General features: G+C 65.7%; 27 protein-coding genes and 2 pseudogenes. 12 read left to right on the top strand and 17 right to left on the bottom strand.

Annotated features, from left to right (window positions below):
• Positions 1-128 precede the first annotated feature (128 nt).
• The gene (locus ACWDPV_RS20505; RefSeq protein WP_449744437.1) at positions 129-575 is read left to right on the top strand and encodes a hypothetical protein; all 447 of its coding nucleotides are present in this window, start codon (positions 129-131) and stop codon (positions 573-575) included.
• A gap of 7 nt (positions 576-582) precedes the next feature.
• Here ACWDPV_RS20505 and ACWDPV_RS20500 read toward each other — a convergent pair whose 3' ends face one another.
• On the bottom strand, positions 583-945 hold the full coding sequence (locus ACWDPV_RS20500; RefSeq protein ID WP_449744436.1) for an Rv2640c family ArsR-like transcriptional regulator: 363 nt from the start codon (positions 943-945) through the stop codon (positions 583-585).
• Between the two features lie 99 nt (positions 946-1,044).
• On the opposite strand from ACWDPV_RS20500, the gene ACWDPV_RS20495 reads away from it, so the two are divergent.
• Positions 1,045-1,542 carry an ArsI/CadI family heavy metal resistance metalloenzyme gene (locus tag ACWDPV_RS20495; RefSeq protein ID WP_449744435.1) on the top strand — a complete coding sequence of 166 codons (498 nt, stop codon included), beginning with the start codon at positions 1,045-1,047 and terminating at the stop codon, positions 1,540-1,542.
• Between the two features lie 64 nt (positions 1,543-1,606).
• Here ACWDPV_RS20495 and ACWDPV_RS20490 read toward each other — a convergent pair whose 3' ends face one another.
• From ACWDPV_RS20490 to ACWDPV_RS20460, 7 genes and pseudogenes are all read right to left on the bottom strand, one after another.
• A complete protein-coding gene (locus ACWDPV_RS20490; RefSeq protein ID WP_449744434.1) occupies positions 1,607-2,014 on the bottom strand; it encodes an arsenate-mycothiol transferase ArsC in 408 nt (135 codons plus the stop codon).
• A gap of 27 nt (positions 2,015-2,041) precedes the next feature.
• The gene (locus ACWDPV_RS20485; protein ID WP_449744433.1) at positions 2,042-3,097 is read right to left on the bottom strand and encodes an ArsO family NAD(P)H-dependent flavin-containing monooxygenase; all 1,056 of its coding nucleotides are present in this window, start codon (positions 3,095-3,097) and stop codon (positions 2,042-2,044) included.
• A 17-nt stretch (positions 3,098-3,114) separates the two neighbouring features.
• Positions 3,115-3,488 (bottom strand): annotated as a pseudogene (locus tag ACWDPV_RS20480) (arsenate reductase/protein-tyrosine-phosphatase family protein).
• A gap of 47 nt (positions 3,489-3,535) precedes the next feature.
• A complete protein-coding gene (gene arsB, locus ACWDPV_RS20475; protein ID WP_449744432.1) occupies positions 3,536-4,627 on the bottom strand; it encodes an ACR3 family arsenite efflux transporter in 1,092 nt (363 codons plus the stop codon).
• A complete protein-coding gene (locus ACWDPV_RS20470; RefSeq protein ID WP_449744431.1) occupies positions 4,624-4,989 on the bottom strand; it encodes an ArsR/SmtB family transcription factor in 366 nt (121 codons plus the stop codon). The genes arsB and ACWDPV_RS20470 overlap by 4 nt, the downstream gene beginning before the upstream one ends.
• A 232-nt stretch (positions 4,990-5,221) precedes the next feature.
• The gene (locus tag ACWDPV_RS20465) at positions 5,222-5,554 is read right to left on the bottom strand and encodes a type II toxin-antitoxin system PemK/MazF family toxin (RefSeq protein ID WP_449744430.1); all 333 of its coding nucleotides are present in this window, start codon (positions 5,552-5,554) and stop codon (positions 5,222-5,224) included.
• Positions 5,551-5,760, bottom strand: a complete 210-nt coding sequence (locus ACWDPV_RS20460; protein ID WP_449744429.1) for an antitoxin MazE-like protein — start codon at positions 5,758-5,760, stop codon at positions 5,551-5,553. The genes ACWDPV_RS20465 and ACWDPV_RS20460 overlap by 4 nt, the downstream gene beginning before the upstream one ends.
• 193 nt (positions 5,761-5,953) lie before the next feature.
• Between ACWDPV_RS20460 and ACWDPV_RS20455 the strand changes: the two genes are divergently transcribed.
• Positions 5,954-6,418 (top strand): PIN domain-containing protein, encoded by a 465-nt coding sequence (locus ACWDPV_RS20455; RefSeq protein WP_449744428.1) that lies wholly within the window; start codon positions 5,954-5,956, stop codon positions 6,416-6,418.
• A gap of 84 nt (positions 6,419-6,502) precedes the next feature.
• On the opposite strand, the gene ACWDPV_RS20450 is transcribed toward ACWDPV_RS20455, so the two are convergent.
• The 3 genes from ACWDPV_RS20450 to ACWDPV_RS20440 all read right to left on the bottom strand — a co-directional run bounded on the left by ACWDPV_RS20450 (position 6,503) and on the right by ACWDPV_RS20440 (position 10,378).
• The gene (locus ACWDPV_RS20450) at positions 6,503-7,198 is read right to left on the bottom strand and encodes an LGFP repeat-containing protein (protein WP_449744427.1); all 696 of its coding nucleotides are present in this window, start codon (positions 7,196-7,198) and stop codon (positions 6,503-6,505) included.
• A 114-nt stretch (positions 7,199-7,312) separates the two neighbouring features.
• The gene (locus ACWDPV_RS20445) at positions 7,313-8,515 is read right to left on the bottom strand and encodes a DUF2235 domain-containing protein (protein ID WP_449744426.1); all 1,203 of its coding nucleotides are present in this window, start codon (positions 8,513-8,515) and stop codon (positions 7,313-7,315) included.
• 60 nt (positions 8,516-8,575) lie between these two features.
• Positions 8,576-10,378, bottom strand: a complete 1,803-nt coding sequence (locus ACWDPV_RS20440) for an ABC transporter ATP-binding protein (protein WP_449744425.1) — start codon at positions 10,376-10,378, stop codon at positions 8,576-8,578.
• A 95-nt stretch (positions 10,379-10,473) separates the two neighbouring features.
• Here ACWDPV_RS20440 and ACWDPV_RS20435 point away from each other — a divergent pair, with 95 nt between their 5' ends.
• The 3 genes from ACWDPV_RS20435 to ACWDPV_RS20425 all read left to right on the top strand — a co-directional run bounded on the left by ACWDPV_RS20435 (position 10,474) and on the right by ACWDPV_RS20425 (position 12,798).
• The gene (locus tag ACWDPV_RS20435) at positions 10,474-10,959 is read left to right on the top strand and encodes a MarR family winged helix-turn-helix transcriptional regulator (RefSeq protein ID WP_449744424.1); all 486 of its coding nucleotides are present in this window, start codon (positions 10,474-10,476) and stop codon (positions 10,957-10,959) included.
• Between the two features lie 103 nt (positions 10,960-11,062).
• The gene (locus ACWDPV_RS20430) at positions 11,063-11,644 is read left to right on the top strand and encodes a TetR/AcrR family transcriptional regulator (RefSeq protein WP_449744423.1); all 582 of its coding nucleotides are present in this window, start codon (positions 11,063-11,065) and stop codon (positions 11,642-11,644) included.
• A 26-nt stretch (positions 11,645-11,670) separates the two neighbouring features.
• The gene (locus ACWDPV_RS20425) at positions 11,671-12,798 is read left to right on the top strand and encodes a DMT family transporter (RefSeq protein WP_449744422.1); all 1,128 of its coding nucleotides are present in this window, start codon (positions 11,671-11,673) and stop codon (positions 12,796-12,798) included.
• A 34-nt stretch (positions 12,799-12,832) separates the two neighbouring features.
• Here ACWDPV_RS20425 and ACWDPV_RS20420 read toward each other — a convergent pair.
• The 3 genes and pseudogenes from ACWDPV_RS20420 to ACWDPV_RS20410 all read right to left on the bottom strand — a co-directional run.
• Positions 12,833-13,099, bottom strand: a pseudogene (locus ACWDPV_RS20420) (class I SAM-dependent methyltransferase); the annotation flags it as partial.
• 112 nt (positions 13,100-13,211) lie between these two features.
• Complete coding sequence (locus ACWDPV_RS20415) at positions 13,212-13,385, bottom strand: hypothetical protein (RefSeq protein ID WP_449744421.1); 174 nt, start codon at positions 13,383-13,385, stop codon at positions 13,212-13,214.
• Positions 13,386-13,457: 72 nt separating this feature from the next.
• Complete coding sequence (locus ACWDPV_RS20410) at positions 13,458-13,889, bottom strand: (4Fe-4S)-binding protein (RefSeq protein WP_449744420.1); 432 nt, start codon at positions 13,887-13,889, stop codon at positions 13,458-13,460.
• 128 nt (positions 13,890-14,017) lie between these two features.
• On the opposite strand from ACWDPV_RS20410, the gene ACWDPV_RS20405 reads away from it, so the two are divergent.
• Positions 14,018-14,461 carry a GNAT family N-acetyltransferase gene (locus ACWDPV_RS20405; RefSeq protein ID WP_449744419.1) on the top strand — a complete coding sequence of 148 codons (444 nt, stop codon included), beginning with the start codon at positions 14,018-14,020 and terminating at the stop codon, positions 14,459-14,461.
• A 79-nt stretch (positions 14,462-14,540) separates the two neighbouring features.
• A complete protein-coding gene (locus ACWDPV_RS20400) occupies positions 14,541-16,043 on the top strand; it encodes a DUF222 domain-containing protein (protein ID WP_449744418.1) in 1,503 nt (500 codons plus the stop codon).
• Positions 16,044-16,106: 63 nt separating this feature from the next.
• Here the strand turns inward: ACWDPV_RS20400 and ACWDPV_RS20395 are convergent, their stop codons facing one another.
• A complete protein-coding gene (locus tag ACWDPV_RS20395) occupies positions 16,107-16,658 on the bottom strand; it encodes a YceI family protein (protein ID WP_449744417.1) in 552 nt (183 codons plus the stop codon).
• A gap of 241 nt (positions 16,659-16,899) precedes the next feature.
• Between ACWDPV_RS20395 and ACWDPV_RS20390 the strand changes: the two genes are divergently transcribed.
• Together ACWDPV_RS20390 and ACWDPV_RS20385 are read left to right on the top strand one after the other, a co-directional pair.
• Complete coding sequence (locus ACWDPV_RS20390; protein WP_449744416.1) at positions 16,900-17,958, top strand: DUF6745 domain-containing protein; 1,059 nt, start codon at positions 16,900-16,902, stop codon at positions 17,956-17,958.
• Between the two features lie 53 nt (positions 17,959-18,011).
• The gene (locus tag ACWDPV_RS20385) at positions 18,012-18,461 is read left to right on the top strand and encodes a hypothetical protein (RefSeq protein ID WP_449744415.1); all 450 of its coding nucleotides are present in this window, start codon (positions 18,012-18,014) and stop codon (positions 18,459-18,461) included.
• Between the two features lie 23 nt (positions 18,462-18,484).
• Here the strand turns inward: ACWDPV_RS20385 and ACWDPV_RS20380 are convergent, their stop codons facing one another.
• The gene (locus ACWDPV_RS20380; protein WP_449744414.1) at positions 18,485-19,438 is read right to left on the bottom strand and encodes an arsenic resistance protein; all 954 of its coding nucleotides are present in this window, start codon (positions 19,436-19,438) and stop codon (positions 18,485-18,487) included.
• 62 nt (positions 19,439-19,500) lie between these two features.
• A complete protein-coding gene (locus ACWDPV_RS20375; protein ID WP_348805845.1) occupies positions 19,501-19,932 on the bottom strand; it encodes a PPOX class F420-dependent oxidoreductase in 432 nt (143 codons plus the stop codon).
• A gap of 121 nt (positions 19,933-20,053) precedes the next feature.
• Between ACWDPV_RS20375 and ACWDPV_RS20370 the strand changes: the two genes are divergently transcribed.
• Both ACWDPV_RS20370 and ACWDPV_RS20365 read left to right on the top strand, forming a co-directional pair.
• The gene (locus ACWDPV_RS20370) at positions 20,054-21,358 is read left to right on the top strand and encodes a VWA domain-containing protein (protein ID WP_449744413.1); all 1,305 of its coding nucleotides are present in this window, start codon (positions 20,054-20,056) and stop codon (positions 21,356-21,358) included.
• A 3-nt stretch (positions 21,359-21,361) separates the two neighbouring features.
• Positions 21,362-22,294, top strand: a complete 933-nt coding sequence (locus ACWDPV_RS20365) for an alpha/beta hydrolase (RefSeq protein ID WP_449744412.1) — start codon at positions 21,362-21,364, stop codon at positions 22,292-22,294.
• Positions 22,295-22,358: the final 64 nt, after the last annotated feature.

Raw genomic sequence — 22,358 nt, 5'->3', positions numbered from 1 at the left:
GGTCGACCTACACGGTCACCAGCTACCGTGAGAACCCGGTCCCGGCATCCGCTGGAACCAACTAACCGAGCCTCCAGCAAACCCGGGGCGATTCAACCAGCCTGCATCAGCGAGTAGCCGGACTGCTGATGCTGCTCTACGCCCAACCGCTGACCCGGGTGGTGACCCTACAGATCGGTGACCTGTCTTTGACCCCGACCGAGATGCGCATCCGTCTGGGCGACGAGCCGACACCGGTACCAGAACCATTTGCCGTGCTGATCTATGACCTGCTGGAGCACCGCCCCAACCTGCAAACCGCCGGCGCCGACACCATGTATCTGTTCCCGGGCTACCGGGCCGGGAACCACCTGCATTCGCAAACCGTGATGAAAGAGCTCCGTCGTCTGGGCATTCCCCCGCTGGGTGGGCGAAACAGCGCCCTGGACAACCTGGTTCGGCTGGCACCAGCGCCCATTGTCGCCGACATGCTCGGCTACAGCTACCAGGTGACCGCACGTCACGCCGCGCTGGCAGCGGTAACCTACTCCCGCTACGCCCACTCCCTCGCCGACACGATCGCCACGTTGAATTGAGCAGGTCTCAGCAGCACCCGGTGTGAGCGCCGAGCGCGTTGCAGACCGCCGCCAACGAGTCCGGCCGCGATCGATAGTAGACATTCATTCCGCGACGCTCCGGCGTGATCATGCCGGCCTTACGCAGTTGTCCCAGATGATGACTGGTGGTGGCTTCGGTCAGCCCGACCGCGGCCGCCAGGTCGCAGGTACAGATCCCCTCCCCCTCGTCGGCGAGCAGGATCGACAGCAACTTGAGCCGTGTCGGGTCGGCGAGAGCCTTGAGCCGCAACGCAATCTCGAGCGCCGCGGCATCGTCCAACGGCGCCGACGTCACCGGGGCACAACAGATCGGCGCACTCATATCGATCACCGGAAGGGTCTTCGGCATACATCAACCATACCCACAGCATTGACATATGTCGAAAAGGTGGCATGCTGAACGGCGTCAATAGTTCGATATATGTCTCACAGGTGAAGGTGGTTGGTCATGTCCCGCATGCAGCTGGCGCTCAACGTCGATGATCTCGAGACGGCGGTCGAGTTCTACTCGAAGCTGTTCAATACCAGCCCGGCCAAACTAAAGCCGGGGTATGCGAACTTCGCGGTCACCGAGCCGCCGTTGAAGCTGGTGTTGCTGGAAAACCCTGGTCAGGGTGGCACCATCAATCATCTCGGTGTGGAGGTCGAGTCGTCGGAGAAGGTGCACGCTGAGATCGCCCGCCTGACCGGCGAGGGTCTGTTCACCGACGAGGAAATCGGTACCACCTGTTGTTTCGCCACCCAGGACAAGGTGTGGGTGACCGGCCCGGCCGAGGAGAAGTGGGAGGTCTATACCGTCCTGTCGGACTCGGAGACGTTCGGGTCGAGCCCGCAGCACCTCGATGGCCCGCAGAGTTCCGAGGGTGACGTGTGCTGTGGCACCGCTGCGGCGGCCGAGGATTCGACCGACCAGAAGGCACCGGCCACCGCCAACTCCTGCTGCTGACCCCCAGCCTGCTCTGCCGTGCCCGCATCCACCCCGAGCTTCGGGGTGGATGCGGGCACGAGCATCACGAACGGAGACGGCTGGCGAGATCGGCGACCCGGGCGGTGATGTCGTCGCAGATCAGTCGCATCCGCTCGATCCCCTCGATGCCGCGTTCAGAGGGTTCGTCGGTGTCCCAGGCCTCGAATACGGTGCCGGGCACCGGCTCGACGTCGGCTTCGCGACCGAGGATCACGACCACCTCGACATCGCGAAGTAGGTCCGGGTCGACCGGTTTCGGTGTCTCGCCGGTGATGTCGATACCGACCTCGGCCAGCACCTGCGCAGAGAGGGCGTTGATTGCCGTGCCGGGTGCCGTTCCGGCGGAGTAGACATCGACGGTGCCGCCGGCGGCCGAGCGCATCAGTCCGGCGGCCATCTGCGACTTCCCGCTGTTTTTCACGCACACGAACAGCACAGACGGTGTGCTCATGTTTTGTCTCCCTTTCCGCTGGGATGGTCAATCGTCAAGGTCGAGGTCGAGGTCGGCGACCGCGGCTTTCGCGGTGCGACCGACACCGAGGATGGTGGCCGATCCCGGGCCGGTCCAGTCGCCGTAGCCGAGCAGATGCAGCCGCGGTTCCTTCAGAGCGCGGGTGCCTGTTGTCGCTACCGCGCCGCCGGGGCCTCGCAGCCGTAGCGGCTGCAGGTGCCCGAGCGCGGGCCGAAAACCCGTGGCCCACAGGATGACATCGGCATGCTCACGATGCTCGCCCCAGGCGACGCCGTCGGCAGTGAGGCGATCGAACATTGATCGCGCGGTCAGATCGCCGCGGTCGCGCGCCGCGCGAACCTCCGGGACCATCACAATGTCGCCGAGCGCGGCAACACCGCCCGGATCCGGTTGCCCGGCAGCCAGGGCGGCGGCGCGGCGAGACGCCACCTCGAACAGCACCCGCCCGTCGACGTCGTCGGGCAGAAACCGAGGTGGCCGCAGGGTCGCCCAGGTCGTGGTCGCCGCTGTGGTGGACACCTCGGCGACGAGCTGGGCGGCGGAGTTGCCGCCACCGACCACCACAACATCGGCACCGGCGAACTCGTCGGGCGTGCGGTAGTCGACGGTGTGGAGCTGGCGGCCGGAAAAGGACCGTGCGCCGGGGTACATCGGCCAAAACGGTTGCTGCCAGGTGCCGGTGGCGCTGATGACCCGGCGAGCCCGCCAACTGCGGGTCCCCGCCTCCACGACCAGTTCGCGGCCGTCGCGGCGGACCGCGGTCACCCGCACCGGCCGCTCGATCGGCAGACCGTAGCGGGCCTCATAAGCGGTGAGGTAGTCCACGACGTGACTCGCCGGCGGAAACCCGTCCTGCCAGCGGGGCATCGGCCATCCCGGCAGCGAGGCGAACTGTGTGGGAGAAAACAGCCGCAGCGACGGCCAGGTGTGTGGCCACGCACCGCCCGGCGTTGGCTGGTCGTCGAGGATCACGTAGTCACGGTTGACCCGGCGCAGGTAGTAGCCGGCGGCGAGCCCGGCCTGCCCGCCGCCGGCTACGACTACATCGACACGCGCCTCCATCAGATCAACCAAGAAGGTCAGCGGTGGGCGGGCTGCGCGGTCAGCTCGACGATCAGCGCCTCGACCTTCGACTTGATCTCGTCGCGGATCGGGCGCACCGCCTCCACACCCTGGCCAGCCGGGTCCTCGAGAACCCAGTCACGATACGACTTACCGGGAAACACCGGGCAGGTGTCACCACACCCCATCGTGATCACCACGTCGGAGGCCTGTCGATCCCGACCTCGGCCATCGCCTCGACCGCGGCCGGGTTGACCTGGTCGGCGGGCTCAGAGCCCGCGGACCGGACCTCGATCCGGTCGCCGGCCAGCGCGGCCAGAAAGCCCGCGGCCATCTGGGACCGGCCGGCGTTATGAACACAGACGAACAGCACACTCGCAGTGATGGACATGCACGGTCCCTTTCGACGAGTAACAGCGGACAGACGGGAACGACTGATCACGATTCCTTGGCCGGCACCGACGCCGACTCCTCGGCGGTGGGCGTGAAGCGTTTACGTAGCGCAAGCGAGACATACACCAGCGCAACGAGAACCGGAACCTCGATCAAAGGACCGACGACCCCGGCCAGGGCCTGTCCCGAGGTTGCGCCGTAGGTAGCGATCGCGACAGCGATGGCGAGTTCGAAATTGTTGCCCGCCGCGGTGAACGCCAAGGTGGTGGTGCGCTGGTAGCCGAGCCCCATCACGGCACCAAGCAGGTAACCCCCGCCCCACATCACCGCGAAGTACACCACCAGCGGCACCGCAATCCGCACCACATCGACCGGATGTGACGTGATCTGGTCACCCTGCAGAGCGAAGAGGATCACGATGGTGAACAGCAACCCATACAGGGCCCACGGCCCGATGCGAGGCAGAAACTTCTGCTCGTACCACGTTCGGCCCTTGGCCTTCTCGCCGTAATGGCGGGTCAGGAACCCGGCCAGCAAAGGGATGCCGAGAAAGATCAGCACCGACTTCGCGATCTGCCACGGCGACGTATCAATCGTCGTCTGCTCCAATCCGAGCCAACCAGGCAAGACCGACAAGTAGAACCAGCCCAGGACAGCGAACATGACCACCTGGAACAGCGAGTTGATCGCCACCAGCACGGCGGCAGCTTCCCGGTCGCCGCAGGCGAGGTCATTCCAGATGATGACCATCGCGATACAGCGGGCAAGGCCGACGATGATCAGCCCGGTCCGATACTCCGGGAGATCCGGAAGGAACAGCCAGGCCAGGGCAAACATCAACGCCGGCCCGACAATCCAGTTCAACAAAAGCGACCCCAGCAGCACCCGCCGATCACCGGTGACCGAATCCAGCCGGTCGTAGCGGACCTTCGCCAACACCGGGTACATCATCACCAGCAAACCGATCGCGATCGGTAACGAGACACCGTCGACCTCGACCGCGGCCAAACCGTCACCCAGCCCAGGTATCCCGCGGCCCAACAACAAACCCACAACCATCGCGGCGCCGATCCACACCGGCAAGAAACGATCCAGAACCGACAGCTTCCCCGCCACAGCGGAATCACCTGTACTCACTCGGGCACCTCACACGACCGCGCGTCTCCGACGACCGCCGTCAACCCTGCGAGCACCACCGACAGCTGTTCGAGCACATCGGTATTCACGCGGTAATACACCCAGGTGGACCGCCGCTCACTGGTCACCAAGCCAGCCTCCCGAAGCACCTTGAGATGATGCGAAATCGTCGGCTGCGACAACTCGAACGATCCCGAAATATCGCAGACACACGCCTCACCCCCCGGATGCGACGCCACCTCCGACATCAAGCGCAACCGCACCGGATCCGCCAGAGCCTTGAGCGGCCGCGACAGCACCACAGCCTGCTCAACACCCATACTGCGACGGGCACCCGCAACCAACAGGGATTGATTCGACATATATCAATATTGACAGATATCGATACAGTCGGCAAGCGCCGCCCCCCACACCACAGCAGTGACCGAGGCACCTGCAATTCAAATCGCCTGCAGGGGAATATGATCAATTCAATATTGACGGTATCCAGTACGACACTACATATTGCTTACCAGCACAAGAAGATTCGACAGCCCGGACCCACCACCACTACTACTACTCGCGACGTTACGCTACCACTCTTTGCGCATCGCATCATCGCGCAAGACCCAGAAACGCCATCAGCGAGCGTTCAACTTCCACGAGCTGTTCGGACGTCAGCCGGCCAACGCGCGTCAGCACATTCGACCGTCGTACCGCGGTGAGCTTGTCGACCATCACGTCGCTGTCCCGTTCGAGACCTGAGATCGCTTCACGTTCGCTTGGGATACGAATGCGAAACAACGGCGCCTCGATGAGCCGGCTCGTCATCGGCGCAATCAACACCGACAGAGTTGAATCGAACAGGTCGTCCTGGATGATGACCGCAGGGCGCGGCTTCGATGCATACACACCACCCGCCACAGTCCAGATCTCGCCGCGAATCACGCCTCGTCGTCCCACGGCGCGGCGACAGCCTCGACGAAATCCTGCTCGTCCCCATCGGCATCGGCCTGCGCAACCAGCACCGATTGAGTGTGGGCTTGCGCGGCAAATTCGGGCGTGCGCACGTCAGGGACCCAAACCTGCAACGGGCGCAAACCGCGCTCACGCATCCGGCGTCGATACTCACCAACCCTGTCCCTCACTGCCATGAGCCGACGTTACATGTAACGCTACAGAGTGGCCATGCTGTGCGTTGGCTGCGAATATGCAGCAATCGAATATGCAGGGTTGCCAGTAAAACCGACAGGTTGAACCTTCTCACCCCACTCGCGGAGCCCGGTGCCGTAGAGAAATTCCGGGCCGACCAAGATCGTGCGTATGACGGAACCTTGAGCGAGCCGTATGCCCGATGAAGTGCGCCGCGGGTTGCTCGACACCAACATCTTGATTCTTCGCCACGCGATCGACCCTGAAGAACTTCCCGTCGAGATGGCAATCAGCGCAATCACACTGGCGGAACTCTCCGCCGGCGTCCACCTGGTCAGGGGCGACGAAGCCGAGGCGTCGTCCGGGCGTGCGCGCCGCGCCGCTGTCCTCCAGCGTGTCGAGAACGAGTTTGACCCGTTGCCCTTCGACGCCGATGCTGCTCGCGCATTCGGGTGTATCAGCGCCACTGTCCAAGCCCGCGATAGGACACCGAGGCGGAGGGCGGCCGACCTCATGATCGCGGCTGTTTCAGCCGCCGCCATGCTGCCGCTGTACACGACCAACCCTGACGACTTCGACGGCCTGGACGGCATCGTTCGCGTCATTCCAGTGAATCGCCCGATGGCCCGATCTCCGCATCGAGCTACCGGGCGCCGATGAGCCGGATCGCCATCGGCACAGCCCCGCAATGCGGACCGATGGCATCACCTTCAGGAATTGATGTGATGCCGCACCTTGCGGATCTCAGCTGAGACCCGACGGCACGACCTTGCCGTTGACGGTCACCGTGACCACGCCGGTCCGGGTGTTCTCGGTGATCTTGCCGTGCTCAAAGGTCACCGTCTCCAGCTGGCCCTGGGTGGTGAGGTCGCTGGTGGGAACTCCCAGAGGTCCGGCCGAACCGTTCTGGCCGCTCAGCGACGGCGTGCCGTCCGGAGCGCGCTCGGTGTTCCACGCGTCCCGGATCTTGCCGGAGGTGACGATGTACGCCGGTGTTCCCTCGTCATCGTTCTTCGCGATGATGACGCCGCCCTGAAACTGTTGGAACACGACGCCGCTGTCGCGGGTTCCGGCATTGTGGTCGCCGGTCAGCGGCTTCCCGAGGGCCGACTTCTGCGCGGCGGTCGCCGAGGAGTACTTGGCGGCGATGGGGCCCGTCAGGGTGACCTCGACGTCACGCTCCCCCATGATCGTCACCTGACCTGAGGCGGCCGACGCCGACGGCTCCGCGACCGACGAAGTACTCGTCTCCTCACCGGACGCTGACGTCGGCGGCGTCGTCGACCCCGTCGACCCCGTCGACCCCGTCATCGACCCTGACACCGACGATGTTTGCGTCACGGCGTCATTCGCATCGTTGCCACCGCACGCAGAAGCAATCAGCGTGACGGCAAACAGTGCGGCGACAACTGCGGTGCGGCGGGTTGCGACCTGGCTCATGTATTCCTCTCGAAACATCGGACACCGGCCCGTTCAGGACACGCGAACCGGACATCCCGACTGACTCTATAGGCACAACGGCAGGGAGGGAGTCGAGAGGGACCGCCGTCGCGGTCATACACCTGCACCCGGGTCGGATGCCTGCGACCATGACGGCACCGTCACGGCGAGAGTATCGGGGTCACCACCGAGACGTCGGACTTCGTCGAACCACGCCCGCATGTTGGGGTTGACCGCCCGAACCACGGCAGAACTCTCGACCCGCACATCGTAGGCACGCGAGATGCCGCTGCCCGGAATCTCCACCGTCGGGGCGAAGGTTCGCCACCCACGAGCGAACCGCGGCACGAACGGCGCGGCTTTGCGACCGAGTGCCCCACCGATCACGCTGAACACGTTGGAGATCCGATAGGAGAACGTCAACGAGTTGTGCTGCTCGGTCGCGTCCGCTGCCTGACACTTGTTGGTGGACAACCGGTCCCAGTCAAAGCTCAGACCGTGCCGAATGCCGTAGCGCCCGGTTCCCATCGCCTCGCGCACCATCCACAACAGCGAATGATCGGAGTAGAAGCAGTCCTGATACCCACCGCCGACGTCGGAGTGCACGCCGTCGAACCAGACCTGGGCGATGTCGAGATGGTGCCCACCCCACAAGCAGGGGGCGAAGATCCGTCGGCGTTCAGCGATGGCGAGGGCCTGGCGAGCGCACGTCACCGCGTCCGAGAGAGTGACATCGTGGAACCTGTACTTTCGTCGTGCGATTCCGGGAACTCCCAGTGCACCAACGGTATCGAAGACCCCCAGGAAGTCGATGGTCACCTCCGCCGCCGGATGGCAGTAGGTGCCGAGGTCGGCGACCGCCCGGTCGTACTCGGTGCTCACCGGGGCCGGTTTCGCGGGATCGGCGCTGTACGGCCGGTTTCGATACAGCGACATCGCCGTCGGCAACTTCCCCTGCGCCACCCCCATCGGCGTCAGGAGCCCGACCCGCGCGATCATGCCGCACAAGCTGCGCGCGGTGTAGGCACCGCGACTGAACCCGAAGACGAACACCCGGTCTCCCGGCGCGTAGTTCAGGGCGAGAAACCGGTAGCAGTCGGTGATCGCCGCATCGAGGCCGATGCCGAATGCACCACCCAGGATCCGCTCGACGCGGCTCCCCCCGGAACCCACACCGCGCGAATAGTGAACGACCTGCGGCTCACCGTCGGCGCCCGAGGACGCGACCGATCGAGCGATCTTTTCCACATTGGAGACGAATTGATCATCGGCACTTTTCCACGTCCCGTCGCAGCACACCACGAGGTTCTTGACCATGGCTCAACGCTACGGTGTCAGCCGCCACGATTCATGGAAAGCGGCCCCCGACGCACCCGATCACGCAGCCGCAAGCGTGTCACCACGCGTGAGCAGCCGCGCATAACGACCGCTCTGCGAGACCAGTTCCTCGTGGGTGCCTCGTTCGGCGATACGACCATGATCAAGTACCAGGATCTGGTCGGCGTCACGAATCGTCGACAGACGGTGCGCCACCGTGATGGTGGTACGTCCCCGACTGGCGGCGTCGACGGCGGCCTGCACCGCACGTTCGGTCTCATTGTCCAACGCGCTGGTGGCCTCGTCGAGCACGAGAATCTTCGGATTTCGCAACAGCGTGCGCGCCAACGCGATTCGCTGCTTCTCACCGCCGGAGAACCGATGCCCGCGGGCACCGACGAGGGTGTCGTAGCCGTCGGGCAGCGCGGCAACGAGATCGTGCACCTGTGCGGCGCGAGCTGCCGCCTCGATCTCAGCATCGCTTGCGTCGGGCCGGGCATGGCGCAGATTGTCGCGGATGCTGGCGTGCAGCAGATACGTCTCCTGCGACACCACACCGACCAGCTGCGCGAGGTCGGCGAGGGCTATGTCGCGGACGTCGACTCCGTCGATGCTCACCGATCCGTGGTCCGCGTCGTGCAGTCGCGACACCAGGGAGGCGAGAGTGGTCTTGCCCGAACCGGTTTCGCCGACCAGCGCAAGTGATCCGCCGGCGGGCAGATCGATGTCGATTCCGTCGAGTGCGTTGGTGGCTGCACCCTCGTAGCGGAACACAACATCGTCAAACCGGACAGCACCACGTGGATCCTGCAGTCGCACCGGACGTTCTGGATCGGCAATGGTGACGGGAAGGTCGAGATACTCAAAGATCCGGCTGAACAGTGCCAGCGAGCTGGTGATACTGACACCCACGTCGAGCAGACCCATCAGCGGACGGAACAGTGCCGCCTGTAGACCGGTGAAGGCAACCAGGGTGCCGATCGTCATGCCACCGGAGGTCGCCGGCAGTCCGGCCACCAGATAGAGCAGTGCCGGGATCGTCGCGAAGATGATGTTCATCGTCGCCATCCGCCACCGCCCCGACAGCTGTGAACGCACCTCGAGATCGACGAGGCGGTGCGAGGTGTCGGAGAATCGTTCGGCGAGCACGGGTCCCGCACCCAGGGTCTTGGACAGTTGGATGCCGCCGATCGACAACGATTCCTCGATCTGGGTCTGCATGTCGGCGAGGGTGCGCTGCCGTGCGGCGGTGACCTCGCGCCGCATCCGGGCGACGGTGCGGGTCAGCCAGATCGCCGGCGGCACCACCACCAGCGACAGCAGCGACAACTGCCAACTGAGAACCACCATCGCGACGACGGTACCGACGACCGTGGTGAGGTTGGCGGCCACCGACGTGGCGGTCGTGGTGACGACGGTCTGCATGCCGCCGATGTCGTTGGTCAGCCGGGATTGCACCTCTCCCCCACGAGTGCGCGTGAAGAAGCCCAGAGACTGCCGCTGCAGGTGTGCGAACACCCGGGTTCGCAGGTCGTGCATCACGCGCTGCCCGACCGTGGTGGAGATCCAGGTCTGCAGCACACCGAGGATGGAACTGACGACGGTGATGCCGATCATGGCCACCACTGCCCACACCAGCAGGGTCACATCCTGTTTCGGGATCGCGCGATCGATCACGGCGCGGACCAGGAACGGATTGGCGAGCGTGATCACCGACGATGCGACAATGAGAACCATCACGATGGCGATACGCAGGCGGTAATGCGTGAACAGCGCCGCGACGCGACGCAAGCTGACGGGACTGTTGTCCAGCTGAATGCGGTCGGCCGGATTCACGCGCGCCGGTCCACCACGTTGAGGCATCACAGATTGAGGGGCTGTCAGGGCACCCACCTCCTTTGGTCATGCTGAGGTTTCCTCATGATATCCCTACTACTAACTGAGGTAGCATCCCTTTTATGCCCGAGGCAACTGACCACGCCGACGACGACCGCGAATCGCTGCGGGACCTGGCGATGGCCACCTCCCGAGCCCTGCGACGCCGATGGGTCGGCACGCTCGACCCCTGGCACCTTTCTCCGCACGAGGCGCGGGCTCTGCGGGTCGTCGCCCACAGCGACAGTCTGCGGCTGGGCGAGATCGCACAGCGGCTACGGATCGCCCCCCGATCGGCGACGGAGGTGATCGACCGGCTCGAGGACCGGGGACTGACCGAGCGGGTTCCCGACGAACGTGATCGTCGAGCACGCTGTGTTCGCACCACGCCCGAGGGCCGCCGCGTACTCGCCGAACTTCAGCAGGCCCAGGCCACCGACGCCGAAAACTTCTTCGCGGTCCTCACCGAGGACCAGCGCACGCAACTCGGCGAACTGCTGCGCCGCCTCACCGCGGCCCACGCCGACGACGATCGGTGTCGGCCGTCGCCTCCTGCGCCGACACCCTGACCCACGTCACGCCGGTCCCGTCCCGGCGATTCGCCACGCCGACGCATGCGCGGTCTACTATGTAGACAGATCTACCCAGTAAGCCGCGTCGGAAGGTTCAGGCATGGGCACGAGTAGACCGCGTCCCGCTCGCGAACGGCTGCTGGCCGCTGCTGCCCGGCGCTTCTACGCCGACGGTGTCACCGCCACCGGCGTCGACACCATCACCGCCGACGCCGGGGTCGCAAAGATGAGCCTCTACAACAACTTTGCGTCGAAGGCCGACCTGGTCTACGCCTACCTCGACGACCGACATGCCGAATGGCTCGAGCTCTACCGGCTACGACTGGGTACCGATACCGACCCGCGCCACGGCGTCCTCGCCGTGTTCGACGCCTACCTCGACCACGCCGCGCTCGCCTGCAACCGTGAATTCCGCGGATGTGGGCTGCTCAACGCCGCCGCCGAGCTTCCCGCCGGCGACGCGGGCCGCGCCATCGTCGCGGCCCACAAGGACCACGTCGAACGCCTCATTGCGAGCCATCTCGGGGCACTCTTCCCCGACCGTCCCGACCGCGTCACCCGACTGGCCGAACACCTGAGCTTCCTGCTGGAGGGGGCGATGGTTCGCGCCGGACTCGACGGCGACGACACGCGCCTGCGGCACGCCCGCACCCTTGCCGTCGACCTTCTCGAGGACCTGTGAACCACCCCGACCACAAGATCACGCGCGTGGGAACACTCCTCGTTCTCCTCGCCGCAACGCTGTGGGGTACGACCGGCACCGCCGCCACCTTCGCATCGGGCGTGAGCCCACTCGCGATCGGCGCGGTGGCCATGGGTGTCGGCGGCCTACTCCAGGCGTGTGTCGCCGCCGGCCGGATCCGCAGTCACGCGGGGCATCTGCGTGCCCACCGCACCACGGTCGCGGTCGGCGCAGCATCGGTCGCGATCTATCCGCTCGCCTTCTACAGCTCCATGCATCTGGCCGGAGTCGCGACGGGCACCGTCGTGTCGATCGGTGCCGCCCCCCTGGCCTGCGCACTCATCGAACGCGTCGCCGACGGCAGGCCACTGACCCGACGGTGGATGGTGGCCACCGGCCTCGGTGTCGCCGGGACCGTACTGCTCTGCGTGGCGCACGCCGAGGCCCCCGATGCGGGCGCGCTGCGAACACTGTTCGGTATCGGCCTCGGCCTCGTTGCTGCGACGATGTATGCGCTGTATTCCTGGGCGGCCCACAAATTGATGTCGCATGGCATCTCCGCGTCCGCTTCGATGGGGGCCATCTTCGGTGTGGGTGGGCTTCTGCTGGTGCCGGTCATTCTCGCCACCGGCGCACCACTGCTGTCCTCATGGACGAACATCGGCGTGGGAATCTATCTGGCCCTCATCCCGATGTTCGTCGGCTATCTCGTCTTCGGCTGGGGCCTGCGCCATGTCACCGCCGGGACCGCCACCACGCTCACCCTGCTCGAACCGGCGGTCGCGGCGGTTCTCGCCGTCGCCGTTGTGGGCGAACATCTCCCGGCGGCCGGGTGGGTGGGAATCCTGCTCGTCGCCGCGTGCCTGGCGGTGCTCACCGTTGCGCGCCGACCACGGTCACTTCGAGGTCTCATGACATCGGCTTGCGCCACGTCACGGCATACCGGAACAACGGCAGCAACTTCCATTGCGCACCAGGTAATTCCCGCATCGCACACTGACGCACCTCGGTATACGAGTGCGGTGGTGGCCACACCGTCGGCGCCGAATGGTCCCAGTGTCCACGCCGCAGTGACAGCCATCGATGCTGCACAACACCGAGCAGCCCGAGACCATGCTCCGATATCCGAGTCGGCCGCGCAAGGCCGACCATAACCAGCGTTCCCCCTGGCGATGTCAGGTCGGACAACCGCCGAAACGCCGCGGACAGATCGGGGAGGTGATGCAGCGTCGCCACCGAGGCGACGACATCAAAGGTCCGGCCGAACGGATGGTCCATCACGTCGTCCCGAATCCATTCGATGCCCGTCGCCTCGCTCCGCGCGCGGTCCAGCACAGCCTCGTCGATGTCGATGGCGACCACCTCGGGAATCCGTTCACACAGTTCGGCTGCGAGCAGTCCGTCGCCGGTCCCGACGTCTAGCGCACTGCGCGCATGTGGGGGCAGCCCAGCCATGATCAGCCGGTGGTAGTGAATGTTGTGATTCCACCGCGCGCCAGCCCCGTCACCCACGCGGCGAGCCTACCAGCGTTCTACGGCAACGTCTTTCGACCATTGCATCGGAACGTCACCGGAGTCGATAGGTCAACGCCACCGCTCCGGAACCGGGTTCCTCGCGTCCGGTCAACTCTAGGTCGAGCGGCCGGGACAGCCCGGAGAAGAGCGTCGGCCCATAACCGATCGTTCGGCAGTAGGTGCGGTCCACTCGGGCGCCGACCCCGGCGGAATCGGCAGTCGCCATGCCGATTCCAACATCTCGTAGGTGACGCGGGGAAACCCCTCGCGATGGTCGCAGCATCCGTCCAGCGAGACGTCAGGCAGCCGTGCAACTTCCGTCGCAGAACACGTCATTGGCGGTCTTGCCGCAGCGACAGGCCGCCATCCGCGTTTCGTGTCGGTCGATCTCCACACCGTCACGGACCTCCGCAATGGTGAGGTTGCCACGCAACAACAGGGGTCCGCCGTCCAGAGGCGTTGCCGTCGTGGATGAGTCGGGCGTTTCACGAATACCGGAGCCCAGCCGGTACTGCAATGCGCCGCTGGGACAACGACGCACGACCTCGGCGACGGTATCCGCGTCGGCCTGTGCGGGATCGATCCACGGCCGGCGTCCGGTGTCGAACACCGTGGGGAGCCCGCGAACGCATTCGGCGAAGTGCCGGCATCGTGCGGCGTCGAAGCTGACGGTGATATCCGGTGCCGTGTAATGCTTGCCTTCATCGAAGGGGTCGATATCGTCGGCCATCACGTCTCCTGGGCTGGTGGAGGATCTTGCTTACCCGGCCCAGTATTCGCGTCCGGTCTCCACGCCGCCACCAAGGTCGACCTATCCGGCCACACACCCAGCGCGACCCGATGAGAAATACTGAACCGATGAATGCGCACGTGAGGCCACTGACCGTCGACGACCACGATTCCTGGCTGCCACTGTGGCACGGCTACCTCGAGTTCTATCGTCATCATCTCAGCGACGCGCAGACAGAGCGCACCTTCCGACGACTGCTCGACGACGCGGTCGCCATGTGGGGTGCGGTGGCCGTCGCGGACGGCGTCGTCGTCGGCATCGTCCATTGGCTCACCCACCCATCGACGTGGAGCGACAAGCCGTACTGCTACTTGGAAGATCTCTACGTCGCGGTCGATGCACGATCCTCGGGTGTGGGGGCCGCACTGATCGAGCATGTGACGGCGTGGGCCGCTGCCCGTGACCTCCCCAAGGTGTACTGGCAGACCGCGCAGGACAACTCGACCGCTCGTCGACTCTACGACCGGCTCGCCACCAGCGAGTTCGTGGTCTACGAGGTTGAGCTCGACTGAGGGGCGTCGGGGGCCGAGTCTGTCGGTGGTGGTCGATACCCTGAGTCATCGAACACACCAGCGATCCCGGAGGTCCACCATGCCCATCCCGACCACCACCGCACCGACCACACCCCGTTGCGACTCCACCGACCTGTTCGACACCACCCCGCCAGCCGAACTGAGCGCCGTCCAGATCGAAGAACGCCTCATCGGCCACGCCACCCAAATCGCCGCCCTCACCGCACGATTCCTCGAACTCCTCGCCGAATTCGAAGACCGCCACACCTGGGTCGGCGACGGCATCCTCTCCCTCGCGCACTGGCTATCCCTCCGCGCCGGACTCTCCCTGCGCACCGCCCACGACCACGTCCGCGTCGCGCGCGCCCTCCGACACCTCCCCCGCATCCACACCGCCTTCACCCACGGACAACTCTCCTACTCCAAAGTCCGCGCCATCACCCGCGTCGCCACCCCCGACCGCGAACCCGAGCTCCTCAACATCGCGCTGTCCGCCGACGCCGCCCAAATCGAGCTCCTTGTCCGCGCCATGCGCAACATCGACGACCACCGCTACGAAAACCACACCCGCCCAGCGCAATCCACCGCGACCTGGCGCTGGAACACCGACGACACCCTCTCCGTCAGCATGCGCCTGGCACCCCTCGACGGCGCAGGCTTCCTCGCCGCCATCGTCCGCGCCGAATACGAACGCACCCGCACCACCGACGACCCCGACATCGGACCCCTCACCGAGGACCACCCCACCACCGACCCTGACACACCAGCAATACCCGGCGACCTCTCCGACCTGCACCTGTGGCGCAACACCCCCGCCAACATCGCGCCCGCACTCATGCTCATGGCCGACACCATGCGCACAACCGTCGACGTCCCCGTCCTCGCCCCTGGCGCCGAAGTCATCATCCACACCTACGACAACGCACCCGACACCCCAGACAGCAACAGCACCACCGACAGCGACAGCGACATTGATTCGACTGCGTGGGACCCCACTCGGTCGAATCCGGCTGCGCCACCGGCCGATCCACACCTGAACAACGGACCCGCCCTCACCGACACCGAACTCGCCGAAGCCGACTGCACCGGTGGTCACCGCCACGTCGGCCACGACCGGCGCGGCGTCGTCGCCCTCTGGGGTCGCAAGCGCCGCTCACCCAATGCCGCGATGATGCGCATCATCCTCGACCGAGACCACACCTGCCGATACCCCGGATGCGGACGCACCCGACACCTCCACGCCCACCACGTCACCTGGTGGTCCCGCGGCGGCGACACCCACCCCGACAATCTCATCCTGCTCTGCTCCGCCCACCACCGCGCCCTACACCACGGAGCGTTCTCCATCACCACCCACGCCCAGCAACGCTTCACCTTCCACCGCACCAATGGAACCGAAATACATCCCGCCCCACCACAACACACACCCGACGGCTGGACCCCCGCACCCATACCCCACGACGCCGTGGTACCCATCAACCCCGGAAGACTCGACCTCGGCTACACCACCGAAATCCTCTACGCCATCTGGGACCACCGCCACCGAGAACAACGCACCACCCAACTCGCCCACGCCGCCTGACCGACGAACCCCAGCGTTCCGCGGAACGCTGAAGACTACCGACAACCGACCCGCGGCCTACGCTCAAAGCCCGGTCGCGTGCCGCGCGACGACGACCACCCGGACGTCGTCGGCGACCTTGAGCGCACCCATCATCAGTGCGTAGGGCTTCACCCCGAAGTCGGTTTGGGTAATCGTGGTGTCGATACCGAACTCCCAGCCCTCCGCGGACTCGGTCACCGTCACCTCCAGGGGATGCGACCTGTCCCGGCCCAGGATGGTGAGAGCTCCGTCGATGCGATATCCGTTGTCCGTCTTCGTAATCGAGGTGGATTGGTAGGAGATATCCGGATTCTTGTTGGCCTTCAACGACTTCAGTGCATTGGCTCGGGCGACGAGCTTCTCCGGACCGCTCAGCGGGGTCACGCCGCCTTCACCCGACCGCACCTGAAGTGAGTCCACCTCGATGCGGGCGGACAGACTCACCGGTTCATTGTCGTTCAGGATCACTGTCGCCGACCACTTCTCCCACTCGATGGTCAGGCGATGTCCGGTCCGCGCCGCGGGACCGGTGACACCGGTGTGCACGGTCACCGAGCCGTCGTCGGCGGTGAGATCCCAGGTGCGCTCGCTCATGCCTGCGACTCTAGATCGCGCGGTCGGCAATGTCACTGGTGTCGGATGCCCCTTGCGGCCGTGATGGATTCCTGTCATCCTTGGTCACCATGACTCACGGAAAGGCGTACTCCGCCTCCATCGCATGAGGCGCGGTACCACTCGAGGAGCCACGAGTTCCCGAGATTCGCTCGCCGATTCCCTTCTGACCGATCACTCACACGCGGTCGTCTGCGCTCGCGACCGGTGGCTCCGCATCGGGATGTCCACCGAACCCTCGGATCGGTCGGCCGCCGAACACGTGGTCGCCGAGATGTATCGCCTCTGCAACCTCCCCCGACCACGCTTCACCTGGGTCGACTCCCCGGTGGCCGCGGCCCAGATCGTCAGTGGTGCAACAGATCACGCGTCGCGGGACATCTGCTCACTGATTACCGGGACGCGATCACGGATTGACCGGCGCATCCACCGGCGGCTGAACACCGCACCGTACCCCTATCGCTGGGTGACCCGGGCCAGATTCATGTCGATCGAAACGGCCGTCCGGGAGGGTATCGGCGTCGACGACGTGATCCGCGCCGCCCTGCACGACGCACTGCGCACGACGATCTTCGATTCGATCGCACCGGCCATCCGTACCATCGTGCCCGCACAACCCAACGTCGTCACGTGGTATGGGCAGCATGAGGCGCATCGCTTGGCGTTCCAGGACATCTATCGCGTGCTCGGACTGATCGGGTTCACCCGCCGTGAACTTCACGTACTGGACCTGCAGATGCGGATCGCCGAGGCCACCGGTTGGTGGTGGCCGCTCGACGGCGTGTGCCTCATGTCCGAGCGGCCGACCGGACTGCGTACCGAACCGACCCCGGGCGCCGTTCACGGCGAACGCCGGCTCCATGCCGATTCTTCACCGGCTGTCGAATTCGCCGACGGGCACCGTGTTTTCGCGATCCACGGGACGACCGTGCCGCACTGGGTCCTCGACGATCCGTCGCCCGAACGCAACATTGAGATCCGACGGTGCGCCATCGAACGCATCGGCTGGGACGCCTACGTGGCGTCGGCCCGACTGTCACTGGTCGACGAGACCGATGACCCGGGCAATGCCGGCCACCCACTCCGCCTGTACGCACCACCGCCGGAATGGCGCCGTCGGGATCGAATACTGCTGGCGACCAACGGTTCTGTGGAACGCGACGGCACTCGTCGCTGCTACGGACTCACCGTGCCGCAATGGTTGCCGACAGCCCTCGCCGCCGCCGGATGGACCTATGGCCTCAGCGCCGAGACCTATTCACAGCTCACCCGACGCACCTGACCGACCCTTGATCCGTCACTCCCCCAACCACTCCCGACCACACAGGTGACCTCATGACCGCACCCACACTGACCCAACTCACCGCGCGATCGGGACTCGATGTCCTCGATCATCTCGACCGCGACGTCGCCATCCCGGTGACCGCCGGGATGCAGGCCCAGGGCGACCTGATCGTCATCCCGTTCGACGTCGTCGCCGACGTTGTCGCCGTGCACCGCAAGGCACGGTGGACGACGATCCCGCAGGCCGGGATCGAAGTTCTGCGCAGCGGTTCCGGCGGGAATCCGCACACCCTGGTCGCCGACGATGACCGATGCGAATGGACCACCGGTCACCATGATTCCGATTTCCTCACGCTCGGCGTCCTCGACACTCGCACAACGGCCTATCTGATCCACCCCGAACACGGGGCGAGCGGTATCGCACCGGGCCGATATGTCATCCGGCGGCAACGGGAAGGGGGCGTCGGCACTCGCCCCGGCGGACGATTCCTCGTCGACTGAGCCCGCGGCGATCGGTTCCGCGGTCAGGCGGAAGGCTGCGGTGCCGGCACCAGTCGGGGAACCAACCGCACGAGCACCACCATCCCGATCACCTCGACCAGCGTCTGGGCGACCACAACGACAGCCGCGGTCTGCAGCCCGGTCGGCAGCGCGAGCGCCAACGGAAGCACCACAAGCGAATTGCGGGTCACGCCGGTGAACACCACGGCGCGCCGTGCCGGCACGCCGAACCCGAACCATCGGCCGACACCGACGCCGACGACTGTCATCACGACGATGAAGGCGACGTAGAACGGAATGACCTCGGCCACCGCACCGAGACCGTCGCTCACCGCCGGAGTCTGTGAGGCGACCACGACCGCGAGGACCACCATCATCAGCGGCACCATCAATGCCGATGCCCCCGCGGAGAATCGCCGACCGGACCGATGCGCCGACGCCCACCACTGAGTGAGCCACGCCGCGGCGAGCGGGATCACGATGAGGGTGAGAAAGGCCATCAGAAACGGTTGCGCGTCAACCACATCGGCAAGGTCGGCACCCATGAACGCCCACAGGAACACCGGCAGCATCACCATCTGCAGCAGGAGCAGCAGCGGCGTGGCCGACAGCAACCGGCGACTGTCACCGCCGGCCAGTCCGCTGAACACGATGACGTAGTCGACACACGGACACAGCAGGACCAGCAGGACGCCGACCCGGATGGCCTGATCGGCAGGCAGGAAGTGGTACATCGCCGCGACCACCACCGGGACCACCACGAAGTTGATCACCACCACGGCGAGCAGAAATCGGCCGTCGCGCAGCGCGGTGAGCAGTGCCCGCGCCGGCACCTGGAGGAAGGTGACGTAGAGCAGCGCGGCGAGTGCGGGGCTGATCGCGTGTTCGAGGGTGGGCCCGGCGTCGGGAACGCCGAGTCCGACGATCATCCCCACCGCGATCGCCACCAGATACAGCGGCACCTGATGGCGTTCCATCCGGTCGACCACGCCGACTCACCGCTCCCCTCGCGTGCCGGGCGCACGCCTCCGACGCCGGATCAGCGCAGTTTGGCGCCGTAGACGCGAGTGATGTGCAAGGTCATCAGCACCCGGCGGTCCGACACCATCACGCTGCGGTACTCCGCCCAGTCGGGGTGCTCGCCCGCGCCGAGCCGATAGTAGTCGACGAGTGCGTCGACCTCCGGTCCGTCGGGGTCGGTGCCCGGTCCGGTCAAGGTGACCGTTCCCTCGGCGGTCGCCCAGGTGTACCCGTCGGGGCCGGTGAATTCGATCGCCGCCCGGGGATCGCGACGGAGATTCGCGGTCTTGGCGCGTCCCTCGGTCATCGACACCTGGATGATGTCGGCGTCGGCGTCGAAGACGGCCGTCACCGGGGACAATTGCGGCATTCCGTTGGATTTGATGGTGGCGAGAATCGCGAGCCGGGTTTCGGCGATGAGCGTTCGGGGGTCGAATTCGGAGTCAGCCATGTTCATGGCCAACTCTGTCGTCCGTTCGTGCATTCCGAGACGCTGAGCCCGATACTGTCGGCGGCACCACGTAGGGTTTCTCGAGGGACATCGAAACGGACAATTCGGAGGATGCCGCACCATGGATGCTCGCTCACTCGGGCGCGGAGAGAACACCACTGTGTCATCGCCATCGCTGACCGTCGCGGTCAGCGGGGCGCCGGTCGACATCGTCGCGTTTCTGCTCGCAGCCGACCGACGCGTGCGCACCGACGCCGATTTCGTGTTCTTCAACAATCCGCGGAGTCCGGAGGGCGGGGTGATTCTCACCGGACCGTCGACCCTCGCTATCGACCTGGCGGCGTTGCCTGCCGAGGTGGATCGCATCGCCATCGGTCTGTCGATCGACGCTCCGGCGACGCTGGGTGCCTCGTCGATCACCACCACGATCACCGACGGCGCCGACACCATCAGCGCCCCGGCGCAGGGACTGACCGTCGAGCGGGCCGCCGTCCTCGTCGAGGTGTACCGACGTGGCGCCGGCTGGAAGGTCCGCAGCGAATCGGCCGGCTGGGAGGGCGGATTCGCCGCGCTCGTCCGCGAGCACGGCGTTGACGTCGATGACGAACCGACTGCGACACCACCTGCGGCGCCCGCAAACCCGGGCGTTCCGGCCGCACCGGCCATTCGCATGGTCAAGGGCGAAGAGAAGCTGTCCCTGGAGAAACGTCAGACACTGAACCTGCGAAAAGAGCAGGTGCACAAGGTCCTTCTCACCAAGGGTGCCGCCGGCGCCACTGCTCGGGTGATCCTGGTGATCGACAAGACGATGTCGATGCGCAAACTCTACAAGCAGCGCACCGTCCACCGGGTGGTGGAGCGCATGATCCCGGTGGCCACCCAACTCGACAGCGACGGCAACTTGGAGGCCTACCTCTACGGCAGCGGGTACGCGCAACTCCCCGACGTCACCGTCGCCGACGCCGACCGCTGGATGGACACCTACGTACACCTGACCGGCCGGCACGGACCCCCGCTGGGTCCGGAGATCGACTACGACCGCCAGATCGGTGGCGTCAACGAAGAGCTGCCGATCATGAACGCACTCCTCGGTGACGTCACCGATCGTCAGCCCGTGTTGGTGCTGTTCTTCACCGATGGCGGATTCCATTCGAAGGTGCCCAGGATCCGGTCGCTCATTCACGACGCCGCCCGCCTGCCGGTGTTCTGGCAGTTCATCGGTCTGGGCCGCAACCGTTTCGGAATCCTGACCGAACTCGACACTCTCACCGGCCGGGTCGTGGACAACGCCGGATTCTTCGCCATCGACGACGTCGACAGGATGAGTGACGCCGAACTGTACGAGCAACTGCTCTCCGAATTCCCGGACTGGTTGCGTGAGGTCGTCCGGCTCGGCATCGTCGACGCGCGATACGGTGCGCGGTAGCCGATGTACGACGACGCTCCGGGATCACCCACCGACGATCCCGTCCATCCCGACCTGAGACTCGCTGCCCGACTGCTTCCTCGAACCATCGTCACGAACGCCACGATCCGTCCCCTGCAGGCGTTGAGTCGCCGACTCGCCGCGCGAACGCCCGAGGGCGTGGAGATCCATCATCTCGGCGACGGCGTCGCCGTCCGTGTTCATCGTCCCGCCGCCGACGACGTCACCGCAGCGCCATCCGCTGGTGCAATGCTGTGGATGCACGGTGGTGGGTATGTCATCGGTTCGGCGGCCGGGGACGACCAGCGGTGCAGCGACTTCGCTCGGCGCCTCGGCATCGTCGTGGCCGCCGTCGAGTACCGTTTGGCGCCCGGTCATCCATATCCGGTACCTCTGCAGGATTGCCACCTCGCGCTGGAATGGCTTGCGCGACAACCCGACGTCGACCCCGACCGCATCATCCTCGGCGGTGCGAGCGCGGGCGGCGGACTGGCTGCGGCACTGGCCCTGCGATACCGCGACATCGGCGACTTCTCGCCACGCTTCCAGCTGTTGGTCTATCCGATGATCGATGACCGCACCACCGAGGACCCGGCCGGCGACCCATCGCGGCTTCGGGCGTGGAGTCCGAAATCCAATCGGGTGGCGTGGGCGGCCTACCTCGGCGGTGCCGACCCGGTTCTCGTCGCCCCGGCCCGTCGCGACGACCTGCGCGGTCTGCCACCGGCGTGGATCGGCGTCGGCACCCGTGACCTGTTCCACGACGAGGATCTCGCCTACGCGCGCCGCCTGTCCGACGCCGGCGTTCCCGTCACGTTCGACACCGTGCCCGGCGCATTTCACGGATTCGACATCGTCGCACCGAAACTCGGGGTGTCCCGCGAGTTCTTCGGTCGACAGTGCGAGATCCTGGCCGACGTCATCGACTCCTGGTGATGCGCCGGGGAGAATGTGAGTGCCGGGAGTGAGACGTGCTCCCGGCTCTCGGTGGGCTCTGGCG

Source organism: Gordonia sp. NPDC003504, from assembly GCF_053587995.1.
This window is presented reverse-complemented; position numbering and strand designations above follow the sequence as displayed.